This window comes from Luteirhabdus pelagi (assembly GCF_016827595.1).
GTDB classification, from domain to species: Bacteria; Bacteroidota; Bacteroidia; order Flavobacteriales; family Flavobacteriaceae; genus Luteirhabdus; species Luteirhabdus pelagi.
This window is the reverse complement of sequence record NZ_JAECMS010000002.1, coordinates 739,982-756,204: the sequence shown is the minus strand read 5'-3', so window position 1 is coordinate 756,204 and position 16,223 is coordinate 739,982. Positions and strand designations below refer to the sequence as shown.

Below are 16,223 nucleotides of genomic sequence, written 5' to 3'. Positions count from 1 at the left end.
CCCTATTGGTTTAATATCCATCTTTTAGCTTCTTCCTTTTCGGTAAAGTCGAAATATTTAACTTCCGAGCTTGTAAAAAAATCAGTGGCTTTAGCAGCCCATTCCTGCCATTCTTTTTCACCCACAAAGGCCATCTTTCCATAATCTGAAATATGGGCGGTATCAACTTTTAAATCTTCCCATAAGCCTTTGAGATCGTAGCCCTTAAAGTTAACTAGTTCAAAAAAGAAATTCACCTTATTTCCATTTTTGACAATATTATGTATCAAAGGATGGATTTTCTCTATATCCTCTTTAGTAATCTTACCGCTTATTGAAGCGGATATCAAATTGCTTTTTTCGACATTTTTGATTCGTATCATTGTTTTAAGTTTTTATGAGCAGATTGGTCTATGTTATATTTTAGCTTCTTTGCTTTTTGGCATTTTACACATGCCCCCTTCAAAACTAAATTTACTTCGGTTATTTCGTATTTGTCAGGTAAATTTTCCTGTGGAACTTTATTGGGCAAACAGAAGGTTTTGCTGCAATTCATACAGTGAAGGTGTAAGTGTAGATCCAGCGAATTCTTATCAGAATATGCATATTTTGCGGTAGCCGTACCGTCATCAATTTGATGTATAATCCCTTTCTTTTGAAATAATTTTATACTCCGATAAATTGTTGTTCTATCTCGTGTATGTTTACTTTTTTTAACGAAAGCCGTTTCTATTTCCCTTAATGTTACAGCATAAAACTTTCTTTTGAGATATTTATAAATAAATAATCTCATTTTGGTAGGTCTAATCCCGTTGTTTCTAAGTGTTTCTTCGGCTTTGGTCATCTCATAAAATTAAACGCCACTACATTTCTCACATATTCCCTTTACTACCAGATTGATATCCTCTGCCACATAGCCTTCGGGCAGGTTTATCTGAGGGATTTTGTGCTCTGTAAGGCACACGGTTTCCCCGCAACTATTGCAATGAAAATGTAAGTGAAGGTCGTTTCCCACCTCACATTCACAATTGTCTTCGCACAGGGCATATTTAATGATGCCGGTGCCATCCTCAATTTGATGCACGATTCCTTTTTCTTCAAATGTCTTCATAGTACGGAAAAGCGTACTCCTTTCCGAGCTTTCGAAATCCTTTCCAAGGTCGCCTAAGCTAACGGCCACATTCAGTTGTGCCAGCCGTCTATAGGTCATCAAGCGCATTGCCGTAGGGCGGATGCCTTTGCTTTCCAACTTTTTTACTATTTTTTCCATTTGCTATAAAAGTATTTAGGGGTCGTAACGCTTTATGGATTCCCCGGTTTTTATCTGGAAGGCATCTTCAATATCGGAAAGATAAATTATTCCGTCACCGGGTTCAGTTGTTTTTGCATTCTCAAGGATAATATCTATTGCTGATTGTGCTTCTTCGTTTTGACATACCAGTTCTAACTTTACAACCGGACTGTCTGTTACACGGAAATCTAAAGAAGGTGATGCGCCTTTTGCTTTAAAAGCCCCGGTACCTTCCCCCTGGGAAAGCGTCATACTTTTGAATCCACTTTCACTAAGGGATTCTATCACTTTTTGAACTCGTTTCGGTTTTATAAATGCTTTTATTTCTTTCATTGCTGTAATATTAATTTTAGTATTAAGGATGAACCCTCTGGAATTTTAATTAAGACAAACATTTAACAGAGAGTCCATCCATCTAATTTTTTTAATTTAATGACCATGGGAAGTCTGGCTTTTCTGCATTTCAGAAACCAGATAATAGGCATTATTATAGGCAACCAACGTACCTTCAGGCAGAGGCTCCAGCAGTTTAATTTCAACCCAACCATCTTCATTTATTCCCGTTCTAACCTGCACTGGTTTCAATTCCCATTCGGTTTCACCATCTTCCTGGTGTTTTTGGGCCGTAAAGATGTAGGGATTTCCTTCTTCTTCAATTATTGCTTCTTCCGGTAAGGCAGGAACAGCTTCTTCACCGGTCCTGATTTTTCCGTTTATATACATCCCCGGAATTAGAAAATCTTCTTTATTATCGATTTCTGCATGCACATGTACCGCTTTGGGGTTTTGTTCAAATTGTTTCCCCACTGAATAAATTTCCCCGGTTAAATTACTGCCTGGAACCGATTCCAGTGTAAACGCAATCTTTTGGCCTTCTTTCACCTTATAAATATCTTTTTCAAAAACCATTAGATCGGCATGCACATGTTCATTATCAACTACCATAAACATACTGGTCTGAGGGTCTACATATTGTCCTACCTGTACCAGTACTTTTTCAATATAACCTCCAATTGGGCTTACTACCGGAATATATTCATATAATTCACCGTCTCTAACCTGGGAAGCATTTAGGTTTAACTGCCGTAACTGTGATTCATACCCCCGCACTTCACCTTGTACAGACTGGTAATCTGATTGGGTTTGTTGAAAAGATTTTCCAGATCCTACCTCTGCTTCATATAAACGTTTCTGTCTTTCAAATTCCTTTTCCAAAAATTGCATCCTACTATATGCATTAATATAATCAGACTGCATTCTGGTTAAATTTGGGTGAGAAAGATAAGCCAACACCTGACCTTTATTTACCTTATCCCCCTCAATAACCTTTATAGAAGTTATATTACCGCCTAAAATTGCCGTAACGGTAGCTTCATATTGTGGCGGCACTTCTAACTGGCCATTGGCTTCCACAATACCGGACAAAGCTTTTTTAGGCAAGGTATCTACTTTAATCCCCAGACTATTGAATTTCATTTCTGAAAGATGTACCGAACGCATCCCTCCTTCTTCTTCATCTCCTTCCTCACCGTGATTTTCACCTTCTTCGGTATTAGTAGTTGCAGTTTCACTGGAAGCATCTTCCCCTGCCGCAGGATTTTCTTTACATCCAAAGAATATGCTGAGCGTTAAGGCAAGCATTAGAATATTTATTGATCTTGTATTCATATCGATTTTCTTATTTTAATTTTTAATTTGAATTCTTAAGGTAATATTCCAGTTGGTAACGGCTGTCGAGATAATCGTTAAAAGCACTCCAGGCATTTACCTCGATTCTAATGGCATCTCTTATATTTTGGAGAAATGTCACATAATCGATAGCGCCTTCCTTAAAGGCCAGCACTGATCCATCTTGTTGCTCTTTGGCCAGCGGAAGTGCTTCATCCCTATAATAATTCCATGAGTTTCTCCATTTGATGTAGTCTTCACGCATATTTTTATAGGCGGTTTCCAGTTCGATTTTATCCTGATAAAAGTTTTGCTCTGCAATCTGTCTATTTACTTGTGCTTCCTGTGTACGGCCTAATTCCGGCCCAAAAAACAGCGGAATTTGAATTCCTATTTGATATTGGAAGAAACCCGATTGCCCGGCTATTTCCTGCCTACCGTACTGACCCTGAAATTTGGGCAAAAATTCAGATTTTCGTTCTCTGGTAACCGCTTTGGCAACATCTATCCTTTGTTCCGAAACCTGTAGCAACGGATGATTTTCAAGCGACTCTACCAGAAAGTTTAAAGGTTTGTCTAAAGTTTCAACAGGCAAATCTGGTACATCATAAATCGTATCACTAACAAACCATAGGTTTAAACGCTGTATTGATTTCAGGTAATTTCGGTACGATTGTTCCAGCTGTATTTTAACCTCGTTCGCCTGGTTGGAGGTAGCAAGATATTCCAGTTTAGAGGTAGCTTCTGTCTCATACCGGATTCTTGCAGCCCTTTCAATATCTTCAAAAATTGAATCCATTTTTCTATATACCTGATACGCCTTTTTAGTTGTATAAACAGATGTCCAGGCCCTGCTTACTTCACGTTCAATTTCAATAGTAGATAGCTCTAAGGCATTTTCAGCAAGTGCCACCCTTTCTTTCTGTAATTTCAAACGGGGAGCTATTCCAAAAACATCTATGCCTTGTTGTTGAACACCAATTTGGGTATAGATCCCATCAGAACCATTTCCTACCTCTTCTTTTCCTGTAAAGATTTGGGTATTCCCAAAATCATAAGCGGTTTTACGCAATACTTCCTCACTTTCAATTTCAAGTTGGGCAGCTTTTAATTGTGGAAAGTTTTGGATTGCCATTTCTTTAGCCTCTTGCAAACTAATAGTTTGTAAAGAATCCTGTTGTGAATATTCAGATGACATTGCATCAGATTGTGCATTTACAGAAAAGGTTCCGCCTAAAACAAAGCCAATTATCAAAATCGTAGCTAAAGATCGTGAATTGGAAGAACCAAGCTTGTTCTGTTCCTTTTTCTCCCGTCTCTTCTCTACAAATGTATAAAGGACAGGAAGAACCACCAGCGTAAGCAAGGTAGCCGTAAGCATACCACCTATAACAACTGTAGCAAGTGGTTGTTGAACTTCTGCACCGGCAGATGTGGAAAATGCCATTGGTAAAAAACCGAAAATATCTGTTGTTGCTGTTAACATAATAGGTCGTATTCGTTCTTTGGTTCCTGTAAAAATTCTATCTCTTATACTGGTTACTCCTTCTTCTTTTAAAGAATTGAATCTATTTATTAGTACCAGTCCGTTTAAAACTGCAACACCAAACAGAACAATGAAGCCTACACCTGCGGAAATGCTAAATGGCATACCTCTTAACCAAAGGGCAAAAACACCTCCGATAGCAGCCAATGGTATCGCCATATAGATCATGATAGATTGGGAAAAAGATTTTAAGGCAAAATATAGAAGCACGAAAATCAGGAATAAGGCTATCGGTACCACAATCACTAATCGGTCTTTGGCACTCTGAAGGTTTTCGAACTCCCCTCCATAAGTAATATAATAACCTGGTGGCAATTCTAATTCCTCATCTAATTTTTGCTGAATGTCGTTCACCACAGACTCTACATCTCTTCCCCGGGCGTTTACACCCACATAGGTTCTTCTGTAGGTATCATCTCTTGAAATTTGCATAGGCCCCGGAACATACTCAATATCTGCTATTTCTTTTATAGGCACCTGAGTTCCGTCTGGAAGATCGATATACATACCACGCAAATCATCAATATTCTTTCTATGATCTTCATCAAATCTTACTACCAGATCAAATCGTTTTTCTCCTTCAAAAATGACTCCGGCTGTTCCTCCTGCAAAAGCTGTACTTATGTAATCATTGGCTTTTTGGATATCCAGTCCATATTGCGCAATTTTATCACGGTTAAATTTAACGGTCATTTGTGGGAGGCCTGATGTTCGCTCCGCGTTTACGTCTCCTGCACCAGGCACGGTTTGGATAATACTGGCCATTTCCTGTACCTTTTCCGACAACACCCCCAGGTCCTCTCCATATAGTTTAACCGCAATATCTTCTCTAACCCCCTCTAATAATTCGTTGAACCTTAATTCTACAGGTTGCGTAAACACAAGGTTTACCCCAGTAAGTTCTTTATTGAGTTTTTCCTTGATTTGCGCTATAAGTCCTTCTTTAGTTTCAGCGGTTGTCCAATTATCCTTATCTTTTTCAAGAATCAGGTACATATCTGCTATATCCATCGGCATTGGATCTGTTGGGATGTCCGCTACTCCAATTCTTGCTGTTGCTGTTTTAATTTCAGGAAAATTTTCTAGAAGGATATTTTCTATTTTTTTGGAAACTTCAATAGACTCTGTTAATGAACTTCCTGGTCTGATTAAAGCCTGCATTGCAATATCCCCTTCATCCAGTTGAGGCACAAATTCTCCTCCCATTCTGGAAAAAAGGAAACCGGCTAATACAAGTAGAACAGCAGCAGCACCTACAACAATGAGCTTCAGTTTTAATGCCCCTTTCAGTAAAGGCATATATACCCTTTGTATTCCACCAATTATCTTATCACTTATCCTTTCCAGCCAGCGTTCAAACCTTCCAAACCAGTTCTTTTTATTCTGAATGGGTTTCATAAATAGGGCAGACATCATAGGGACATAGGTAAGGCATAAGAAAATAGCACCTATCATGGCAAAACCGAAAGTGTACGCCATCGGCTTAAACATTTTACCTTCTACCCCCGTAAGAAAAAGTATAGGCGTGAATACAATAAGAATTATAATCTGTCCAAAAAATGCGGAACTCATCATCGTGCTCCCAGCATCATAGGCTACTTCATCCATTTTAGCCTGATTGAATTTCACCTTGCCAGATCTTATCCGTTTTTGTATTTCATACACGGTTCCCTCGATGATAATCACTGCACCGTCTATAATGATTCCAAAGTCAATAGCGCCCAAGCTCATTAAGTTTGCCCATACATTAAATTGCTTCATTAATATAAAGGCAAAAAGCAAGGACAACGGTATGGTCGTGGCCGTTATGATGCCACCTCTTAAACTACCCAACAATAAAACAAGGGCAAATATCACGATTAGGGCGCCTTCCAGTAAATTGGTTTTAACGGTATCGGTCGTTCTGGCAATTAGCTCACTACGATCAATGATAGGGGCGATAGTGAGACCTTCTGGCAGGGATTTTTCAATTTCTGCCATACGATTCTTAACATTTTGAATAACCGCATTAGGGTTTGAACCTTTTAGCATCATTATTATTCCTCCCACGGCTTCCTTACCGTCTTGCGTAAAAGCACCATAACGTACCTGATTCCCAAAATGGACGCGTGTTGCAACATCTCCAATAGTTACGGGAATGTTGCCCTCGTTAATAATCGAAATATCTTTAATGTCTTCCAAAGAGCGAATAAGACCTTCACCTCTTATGAAATTTGACATTTTATTTTTTTCTATGTAAGCACCGCCTGTATTCACATTGTTCCGAGCGAGAGCCTCATACACTTGTGAAATACTAATACCCAAACTATTCAACTTATCTGGGTTAACAGTGACCTCGTACTGTTTAATACTGCCTCCATAAGAGTTGACCTCTACCACGCCTTCCAGTAATGTGAGTTGTCGTTTGATAACCCAATCTTGCACGGTGCGCAGTTCCATAGGCGAATACTTGTTTTCAAAACCCTCCTCTGGCTTTATAGTGTATTCATAGATTTGACCTAAACCAGTAGAGATGGGACCCATAGATGGACTTCCAAATTTTTCAGGGATAGATTCGCCCAGTTCGTTTAGTTTTTCCTGTACCAGCTGTCGAGGAAGATAGGTTCCCATATCGTCTTCAAAAACGATAGTAACTACGGAAAGGCCAAAGCGTGAGATAGATCTTATTTCTGTAACGCCTGGTAAATTACCCATAGATAGTTCTACGGGATAGGTTACAAATTGTTCAATATCTTCTGTGGCAAGATTTGGCGACTGGGTGATCACCTGAACCTGATTGTTAGTAATATCTGGCACCGATCCCAGGTTGACGGTCATCATGGACCAAATACCCGTCCCTATCAGCGCTAAGGTAAGTAGTCCAATAATAAATTTATTATTAATGGAAAATGCGATTATCTTATTAATCATATAAATAAAAATTTAATTCAGTTAAAATTCTTGATAATAATTTTGTGCCTAACAAAATCTATCAATAGGACCAAGGATCTAGTATGAGAACCAGGATTTGGTCAAAAAAGGATATAATTATCCTTTAAAAAAACTGAATTATGCCTGTGGTGGCTGAAAAAGGGAATGGGGAATATCTTTGCCAAGGTCATCAAAATGGACAAAGAATTCTTGAGGAATAGCAGGCTGTAGCGGCTCAAAAGCAGCAAGTCCAAAATTTATGGTATGAACGTGGCAGCAATGACATTGACAGAAAGGCGAGCATAACTCACAGTCTTGGTCGTGGTCGCCATCAATATCTAATACCGTAACAACTTGGGTATCATCGGCACTATTTGCTGCATCGCTACAAGGCACTACATTGAGTGCCAAGAAATAAAACGATAAAATGATTGCTACAACTTTCACAATGCAAAGATAAAAATATTTTGGTGCAACTGTGTTGCAAAATGGTAAGGCAGAAAAAATCCAGTTTGAGGTACTGGACAAACCTATATTAACTTTATGCCATAGCATAGACTTCATCAAACAGCTTTTTATCTAACCGTTCTTGTTGGCCGAAGCTTTTCTTCAAAACGTTATGAAGTACTGAATTGAATGCATTGTAACCTAACCACAGATTTGGTTCTTCATTCAGTAGCAAGGCTTCGTAGTTCAAGATTTCTATGACCTCACGAGACTTTTTTGAAGGGTCGCTATTCTTGTCGCTACATTCATATCTGAACAATTTCGTTCTGTCAAGAATCGCTTTCACAAATTCTTGTGTGTCGATGATTTTAAATTCCTTCATCTTGTCGAATTTCTTGGTAATGGTGTAGAATTCGTTGTCCAGAAATTTATCGAAAAGATTGTTCAACCTCGGCATAATTAAGTGCGTATTGTTCTTACTGTGCTTTATGGAAAACTCGATTTCAGCCTGTGAAACGTGCAGACCATTTGAGCACACTTCTCTATAAAACCCAAAGTGACCAGAGGTCTTTTCACTTCCGTCATACGAGTTTTTGAACCGAAGCATCGGAAGTATCAAATCTTTATCGTTCTTGACAGTAAACTGGCTTTTGTCATCGATAATAAAGTCAGTAATGAACGACCTATCATTCTTGTTTATGGTGCGTTTGTGGAAATTCAGTTGTGCATCGGTTAACATCTCCTCGGCTTTCTTGAAGAACAGTTGGTTTGGAATATGGCCATAACTGTTCGAGACCACATTGACGATTTTGCCATTTGAAATAATGGCATTTTCAAGCCCTCTTCGAGATTCCATCTGTGTCAGACTTTTTAAGGATTTCATTTCTGATGGAACAAAGATTTCATCCTGTTGCAAATTTTGTAAATACATAGTTTTTGAATTTTAGTTAAACAATATTTGAGCAGTACCCAAACGGAAGCTAAAATCTCAGCTCAAAAGGAAACGGAATAAATAAGCGTAGGGTGTTGCGTGGGCTTTATGCCGTAGTCTTTTGATGGGTGTATTTTACGAGTTTACCTTTGCGCTAACTATTGATTGATAACCCCTTCCTTATGAACCCAACTTTCAAAACACTATCATAAAAAAGAAAAAGGGCCAGCACGAATGCCGACCCTTCTCCAAACAACAAAAGCTAATCGTTGAGTTCCTTAATTTGCTTTTCAAGAACTGTGATACGCTCTTTCAAACGTGCTTCACGCTTGTCTCGTTTTTCGGCATATTCCTTTTCTATGCCGGCAATCTTGGATTTGTAATATCCTTGCATTGCGCTGTAGAATGAAATGTTTGTCAGATTATTGACGTGATTGCTTTCGCCAAAATGAACTTGTTTCGTGAGCATATACCGTATCAGCTTATGGAAGATTTCCTTTTTGAATTTCTTCTTGAAATTCTCGACCATTTCAACTTTGGTCATCTTTAAAGTGTCGCCCAAGAACTTTGAGAAATACTTTTGTTGGCTCATATAGTCCACATTGTTCTCAAATAGCGATATCGAGAATGCCACCATTTCATCTGTTGAAAGTGTTTTCTTTGTATCAACGTATTTCGTTTCACGAATCATCTGAACCACTTCTTCAAACTGCTTGTTATTCTCAATTTGCTTCTTACGGATTTCCCTTTCGTTAATTTTTACGATTTGTTCTTCAGGCGTACAATCTGCCATTTTTCTGTTCGCCAATGGTGCCGAATATTCCGTAGAATCGTTCTTTGATTTTTCAACAATCTTTACAAAAATTTCCTTGTGCTGGAATGAATCGGGATGGAACACAATACCGTTTTTAAATCCTTCTTCTTTTGCTGAACTGAATTTTTCCAATGCTTCTTTATAATTTTGCATTGCTTCATCCAATTCTGCCTTTAATTCATCTTCAGAATAATCGTAATGTTGATATTCTTTCTGAATAGCTTCGATTGTTGGCTCAATCGGATTCTCTATAATTTCAACATCGTCCAGTAAATAAACTTTCAATCCGTTCTTTACCAATTGGGATATAATGAGCTTATTGTTTTCGTCATCTGCCCAATACTGTCGTATTTCAGGAATTAGAAGGATATTCTCTTTCTTGGATTTTTCAATCAGGTTCAAGAGCGATTTGCTTTTCTTCGTTTCAAAACAGGCTGCTTTCGTACAGACCATCTTTCCTTCGCCGAACAGATTGCCTTGATTTGCGGCATTGAAAGGACATTCAACACAAGACCCAGCTTTTGGGACCAATTTTTTATCGGCTACATCAAAAGATGCTTTTTCCAAATAGTATGTCTGGTCTTTAATCATCCTGTTTATCTGATGTGCATTAAAATCCTCGCCCATCGTTTCCAACATCATCTGTTGCTCTTCCGGTTCAAAAAGTGCCACGCCTACGCCCAAGGAAATGGTCATTTCGCCATTGCGTACAAAATGCTTGAAACCATCAATTAATCCGGCCAGTTTCAAACGCTGTCTGATGAAGTTATCCGTTCTACCCAATCGCTTCGCAATTTCGGTAGGTGAATACTTCTCACTTAGGTAAGCAATCGCATCGGCTTCTTCGGTCGGTTCAACATCCTGTCTTTGCAGGTTTTCGATGATTTGAACTTCCAGAACATCATTGTTCTCATAAGTTCTTACGATACAGGGTACGGTCTTTTTTCCTGCAAGCTTGCTCGCACGATATCGGCGTTCGCCCATCACGATGATATAATGGCCATTTAGTTGCCTTACCGTGATTGGCTGCAACACACCGTGCTTTTCGATACTCTCAGAAAGCTGCTGCAAGGCATCATCATTAAAAGTTTTTCTGGGCTGTTCAAGGTCAGGCTTGATTTTACCCAATGGTAAGTTCTGAATTTGAAGTACTTCGGATTTCTTTCCGTTTACTTCTTTCTTGGCAGTAGATTTCGCTCTACTGCGCTTCATTTTGGTACTCGCTTTTGTTGTCATAATACTCAAATTTTTGATTAAACAATATTTGAGCAGAAACCAAACGGAAGATAAAATCTTGGCTCAAAAGGAAACGGAATAAATGAGTAGGGGAAGAAGCGTTGGCTTTATGCCGTAGTCTTTTGATGGAAGTATTTTACGAGTTTACCTTGCGTGTATATTGTATGATAATAAACCCCTCAAACGAAGAACAGAGGTTGAGATAACCTAAAATTTATTAATCCTCAATACAGAAAATAGGATTTGTTATCAAATGAATGGATATAGTACTAAAGCCAATTCAGTTCTGAAAAAAGGTAAAATGTTGTACCTATGTTGTACCCAAGGTCAAAAATCGTGAAGAAAATCCCATTTTTTAAAATGAAAAAGCCGAAGATTTCTCTTCGGCTTTTGTGCGGATGACAGGAATCGAACCTGCACACCTCGCGGCATCAGATCCTAAGTCTGACGTGTCTACCAGTTCCACCACATCCGCATTTTAAATATTTTAACACTTTTTCTTAGGTTAAATCCTAAGTCTAGCGTGTCTACCAGTTCCACCACATCCGCTTAGGGTGTGCAAATATAAACAAGTTTTAAATTCTACAAACTATCTTTTTAAAGAAAAATCCGTTTTGCTACCTTTAGCATTTCAGCTCTAAAACAAACCCAATGAAAAGCGCGAAACCTTATATAGAAGAACACAAACAACGATTTATAGACGAACTCATTGAACTGCTAAAAATACCGAGCATCAGTGCCGATTCGGCCTACAAGAAAGATGTGCTTAGTACCGCCGACGCAATTAAGGAAAGTCTAGAAAAGGCCGGGTGCGATTCGGTCGAGCTCTGTGAAACACCAGGATACCCTATCGTGTATGGCGAAAAGATAATCGACCCATCCCTTCCGACCGTTTTGGTATATGGTCACTACGATGTACAACCCCCAGATCCGCTCGACCTATGGAACAGCCCTCCTTTCGATCCCGTCATTGAAAAAACGGAACTGCATCCCGACGGTGCCATTTTCGCACGTGGTGCTTGCGACGACAAGGGTCAAATGTACATGCACGTGAAGGCGATGGAATATATGACCAAAACCGACCAACTTCCCTGCAATGTTAAATTCATGATTGAAGGTGAGGAGGAAGTCGGTAGTCCAAGCCTCGAATGGTTCGTTACCCGAAATCAAGATAAGCTTGCGAACGATGTGATTCTCATTTCCGATACGGGAATGATTGCGAAGGATGTACCTTCCATTACAACGGGATTGCGCGGACTAAGCTACGTGGAAGTTGAAGTTACCGGACCGAACCGCGATCTGCATAGTGGATTGTACGGCGGCGCCGTGGCAAATCCGATTAATGTCCTGACCAAAATGATTGCTTCGCTTCACGACGAAAACAAGCATATCACCATCCCAGGCTTCTACGACACCGTTGAAGAATTGAGCACCGAGGAACGCGCTAAAATGGCGGAAGCGCCTTTCGATAAGGAAGCTTATAAAAAAGCATTGGATATCGACGATGTATATGGCGAAGAGGGCTTCACCACAAACGAACGAAACAGTATCCGACCTACCCTGGACGTCAACGGTATCTGGGGCGGCTATATTGGGGAAGGAGCCAAAACTGTTATTCCGAGTAAGGCATTTGCCAAGATTAGTATGCGATTGGTGCCCCATCAGAATTGGCGCAAAATCACCGAACTGTTCAAAAGCCATTTTGAAAGCATCGCTCCGAAAGGCGTACGCGTTAAGGTAAAACCACATCACGGAGGCGAGGCGTATGTAACGCCTATCGACAATACGGCCTATCAGGCGGCATCGAAAGCCTATGAGGACACTTTCGGAAAAACACCTATCCCACAACGTAGCGGGGGAAGTATCCCAATCGTTGCGCTGTTCGAAAAAGAACTGAAAAGCAAGACGATTTTGATGGGCTTCGGTCTCGATAGCGATGCCATTCACTCGCCTAACGAACATTTCGGCATCTGGAACTACTTAAAAGGGATTGAGACCATTCCCCAGTTTTATCATCACTTTACGAAAATGTCTTAGTTTTTCTTGGGTGTTCCCCACGCCGATATAGTCGTGGGTCGGGCCTGCCTGCCGCCTGCCTGTCGGCAGACAGGGCAGGCAGGTCGTCCGCTGTATCTCTCCTCAGCTCCGTTGGAGCCTCGAAGAGGATGCCGCTTCCACCCCTAACACAAAACGGTTGCAGAATTGAAAATCATGTCAACAAAAAAGCCACCTTTGATAGGTGGCTTTTCGTAAGCAAATTAACTTAGAACATTATATTTTTTTGACGTAATCGGTGATAATAACGATTTGTTGGCCCTCCACTTTTCCTTCAATATACTTTTCATTTTCGTGGTCGAGGGAAATTCGTCGCACCGCTGTGCCTTGCTTGGCCACCATGCTCGAGCCCTTCACTTTTAAATCCTTAATCAATATCACAGAATCGCCGGCTTCAAGAATATTTCCGTTGCTATCGCGATGCACTAGGCCTTGTTTAGCCTCGACCCCATCGCCAGCGGCTTTTGCCCACGCCAGTTCCGCTTCTTCCATATACATCATATCGAGTAAGTCCTGTGGCCAGCCTTCACTTTTTAATCGCTGTAACATGCGCCACGACATCACCTTCACAGCAGGAACGGCACTCCACATGCTATCATTCAAACAACGCCAGTGGTTAGGGTCGCGCGCTTCTTCATTTTCAATCTGATTTGCACAGGTTTCACATACCAAAATATGGGCATCGGCACCTTCCATGGGAGATTCAGGAATCTGAAAAACCTGTAAGTGCTCGCCGTTTCCACAGAGTTCACAACTGTTGTTGGCACGTTCAAAAAGGGTCTGTTCTAGGCTCATGGCTTAAAAATTTCGTCAAAGGTACTTTTTTGAGCATTTCAAAAAAGAAAAATGAATATTTTAATTATTCGACAGTTGTAGAATTAAATATTTTATTCTATGTTTGTAGAAACAAAACAGAGTTTATGTCATTATCCAACGCCGAAGAACAATTGATGCAACTGCTGTGGAAGCAGCAGCCAGCCAAGATGAAAGAATTGTTAGCCGCCTATCCCGACCCAAAACCAGCTCCTACCACCATAGCAACCTTGTTAAAACGTATGCAGGATAAAGGTTTTGTCGACTATGAACAGAAAGGTAGGTCGCGAGAGTATGTAGCGCTGGTGAAAAAGCGCGATTACTTCTCGAAACAGGTAAATGGCATGATCAAGCATTTTTTTAACGACAGTGCTTCTCAGTTCGCCTCATTTTTTACAAAGGAAACGGATTTGAGTAAGGAAGAATTACAAGAATTGCGCGAGATAATTGACAAACAACTAAAAGAGTCCTAGTATGCTATTCTATTTATTGAAATCGGCCGCTTGTTTGGCAATTTTATTCTTGTTCTACAAAGTAGTACTTGAGAACACTAGCTTACATGTATTGAAGCGATTCTTTTTATTAGGTAGTGCGATTGCCGCCACCATTATACCGCTCGTTACGTTTACCGAATATGTGGAAGTTACTCCAATGGTCAGCGTTCCGGCAACCTCTTATACCGGAGCAATACCTATTAGCGTTGCAGAACCGACCCCTACAAATTATCTTCCCTATATCTTGCTATCGGTATACCTACTTGGCGTTCTCTTTTTCAGTCTGCGGTTTGGTCGAAATCTATGGAGCATCCTACGTTCCATTAGGAATAATGCAGTTTTGAAGAAAGCGTCTATCTTATATGTTTTGCTTTACCAAAAGACAACCCCTCATAGCTTCTTCAACTATATTTTCTGTCAAAAATCGACCTACGAGGCTGGACTCATCCCAGATGAAGTGCTCACTCACGAAAAAGCCCATATTCATCAAAAGCACAGTTGGGATATTATCTTTATTGAAGTATTTCAAATCCTATTTTGGTTTAATCCGTTGTGCCACTTCATCAAAGGAAGTATTCGATTAAACCATGAATTTCTAGCCGATGACGCCGTATTAAAACAAGGCGCCGAAACGGCCACCTACCAAAAGATTTTATTGGATTTTTCATCAAGATCCGACGTGCAGCAATTAGCACACGCCATTAATTATTCATCTATCAAAAAAAGATTCACCCTTATGAAAAAACAAACTTCTAAACGAGCCGCATGGATTAAGAGCCTATTGCTTATTCCTTTGGTGGCCTTATTATTATATGGCTTTAGCGAAACGAAACAGGAATATGTCGAAACGGAAACCACTACTATCGTTAACAATGATTCAGAGGTATTAACGATAGAAATTAAGAGCAATGACGAACTTGTAATCAATAATGGTGTTTCAAAACTTTCTGAATTAGAAAGCCTTGTACGTAACAAAAACTTTTCAGCTACAGCGGTCACCCTAGCTTCCGACGTAAATGTTCCCTTTGCTAAGAGTGTGATTTCTGAATTGGTGCGGTTAGATTCATATAAAGGCTTGAGCGTTTGTACTTCTTCTGAAAGTCAAGAAACCATGTTGTCTAGAGCTAACATGGATGAGATAATGAGTCCGTTGGGAAATATCACTAAAAGTGAGGAACAAGCCAGCTCTAAGCAACTCGAAATTTTCAACAGGCTTGCAAAAAAATACAATGCTGTCCCAATAGAAAATCGAAAAATAGGTTGGGAAGATTTGAAGGCATTGGAAACAATTTATCACAAAATGAGTGATGACCAAAAAGAAAACGCCCTACCCTTTCCGGAATGCCTTCCCAAAAACAAAATATCCTGGGAAGTAGGTTATGCAGAGGAATTTACCGAGGGAGCTGCGCGAAATAAAAAGCGGAGTTTGGTCATCACAGTAAATAATAGCGAAATCAGAATAAATGGCAAACCTACTACCTTAGAGAACTTTACAAAAGATCTCGACCGTGTAACCAAAAGCTGGAAGCCCGCAGATTATGCGGCTGCGGAGCCATCAATTCTTATTGCTAGTACTCCACAAAATTTCCTAAAGAAGTTGGACGCTGAATTTCGTAAGACGAAATTTTCACATATGAAAGGCGGTATGAGCCTACTTCCCGATCCACCACCAGCACCCCCAAAACCTGAAAAGGCACCTGATGCACCTCCTGCTCCGGCGGCTGAACCAAAAGGCTCGAACGATCGGTACATTCCAAATCCGCCACCTCCACCACCATCACCTGAACCATTGCCCGCTCCCGATCCTGCCAAACAACTACTATCGCTAGCGGAAAGAGGAGCTATCTTTTATTGGGGACCTCATGAAATTAGTAGTGAAGAAGCCATAGAAATGGTTCGAAAAGGCAACAATATTTCAATTCAGGTAGAGGAAACCGATTTACCACGACCAATCGTAAGATTAAATAATTGCTAAAAAATTGTTTCAATTTATTGCCAACCCTCGATTTATTCGAGGGTTTTTTATGTAACAATCTGTA

General features: G+C 40.1%; 13 protein-coding genes and 1 tRNA gene. 3 read left to right on the top strand and 11 right to left on the bottom strand.

All coding sequences use genetic code 11. From position 1 onward, the window contains the following. Positions 1-2: 2 nt before the first annotated feature. The 10 genes from I4Q58_RS08275 to I4Q58_RS08230 form a co-directional block, all read right to left on the bottom strand. On the bottom strand, positions 3-362 hold the full coding sequence (locus tag I4Q58_RS08275; protein WP_027885449.1) for a SpoIIAA family protein: 360 nt from the start codon (positions 360-362) through the stop codon (positions 3-5). After that, complete coding sequence (locus tag I4Q58_RS08270; RefSeq protein ID WP_051191359.1) at positions 359-823, bottom strand: Fur family transcriptional regulator; 465 nt, start codon at positions 821-823, stop codon at positions 359-361. The genes I4Q58_RS08275 and I4Q58_RS08270 overlap by 4 nt, the downstream gene beginning before the upstream one ends. Positions 824-832: 9 nt before the next feature. Beyond that, positions 833-1,249, bottom strand: coding sequence for a Fur family transcriptional regulator (locus tag I4Q58_RS08265; RefSeq protein WP_027885450.1), 417 nt, complete (start codon positions 1,247-1,249; stop codon positions 833-835). Between the two features lie 15 nt (positions 1,250-1,264). After that, the gene (locus I4Q58_RS08260) at positions 1,265-1,603 is read right to left on the bottom strand and encodes a P-II family nitrogen regulator (RefSeq protein ID WP_008613762.1); all 339 of its coding nucleotides are present in this window, start codon (positions 1,601-1,603) and stop codon (positions 1,265-1,267) included. Between the two features lie 96 nt (positions 1,604-1,699). Next, entirely contained in the window at positions 1,700-2,938 is a 1,239-nt protein-coding gene (locus I4Q58_RS08255) for an efflux RND transporter periplasmic adaptor subunit (RefSeq protein ID WP_011709080.1), read from the bottom strand. A gap of 22 nt (positions 2,939-2,960) precedes the next feature. Continuing rightward, positions 2,961-7,394, bottom strand: a complete 4,434-nt coding sequence (locus I4Q58_RS08250; protein WP_203295405.1) for a CusA/CzcA family heavy metal efflux RND transporter — start codon at positions 7,392-7,394, stop codon at positions 2,961-2,963. Between the two features lie 138 nt (positions 7,395-7,532). Further along, positions 7,533-7,841: a DUF6660 family protein gene (locus tag I4Q58_RS15610; protein ID WP_317194055.1), complete on the bottom strand. Its 309-nt coding sequence runs from the start codon at positions 7,839-7,841 to the stop codon at positions 7,533-7,535. A 94-nt stretch (positions 7,842-7,935) separates the two neighbouring features. Then, on the bottom strand, positions 7,936-8,772 hold the full coding sequence (locus I4Q58_RS08240) for a DUF932 domain-containing protein (RefSeq protein WP_114492889.1): 837 nt from the start codon (positions 8,770-8,772) through the stop codon (positions 7,936-7,938). A 262-nt stretch (positions 8,773-9,034) separates the two neighbouring features. Further along, the gene (locus tag I4Q58_RS08235) at positions 9,035-10,822 is read right to left on the bottom strand and encodes a ParB/RepB/Spo0J family partition protein (RefSeq protein WP_147864617.1); all 1,788 of its coding nucleotides are present in this window, start codon (positions 10,820-10,822) and stop codon (positions 9,035-9,037) included. Between the two features lie 393 nt (positions 10,823-11,215). Next, positions 11,216-11,297 (bottom strand) — tRNA-Leu (locus I4Q58_RS08230). A 176-nt stretch (positions 11,298-11,473) separates the two neighbouring features. Here I4Q58_RS08230 and I4Q58_RS08225 point away from each other — a divergent pair. Further along, positions 11,474-12,859, top strand: a complete 1,386-nt coding sequence (locus tag I4Q58_RS08225; protein WP_203295403.1) for a dipeptidase — start codon at positions 11,474-11,476, stop codon at positions 12,857-12,859. Positions 12,860-13,093: 234 nt separating this feature from the next. Here I4Q58_RS08225 and I4Q58_RS08220 read toward each other — a convergent pair whose 3' ends face one another. Next, positions 13,094-13,672 (bottom strand): PhnA domain-containing protein, encoded by a 579-nt coding sequence (locus I4Q58_RS08220; protein WP_203295402.1) that lies wholly within the window; start codon positions 13,670-13,672, stop codon positions 13,094-13,096. A 125-nt stretch (positions 13,673-13,797) separates the two neighbouring features. On the opposite strand from I4Q58_RS08220, the gene I4Q58_RS08215 reads away from it, so the two are divergent. Both I4Q58_RS08215 and I4Q58_RS08210 read left to right on the top strand, forming a co-directional pair. Next, entirely contained in the window at positions 13,798-14,163 is a 366-nt protein-coding gene (locus I4Q58_RS08215; RefSeq protein ID WP_203295401.1) for a BlaI/MecI/CopY family transcriptional regulator, read from the top strand. Position 14,164: 1 nt separating this feature from the next. Further along, the gene (locus I4Q58_RS08210) at positions 14,165-16,159 is read left to right on the top strand and encodes a M56 family metallopeptidase (RefSeq protein ID WP_203295400.1); all 1,995 of its coding nucleotides are present in this window, start codon (positions 14,165-14,167) and stop codon (positions 16,157-16,159) included. Positions 16,160-16,223: the final 64 nt, after the last annotated feature.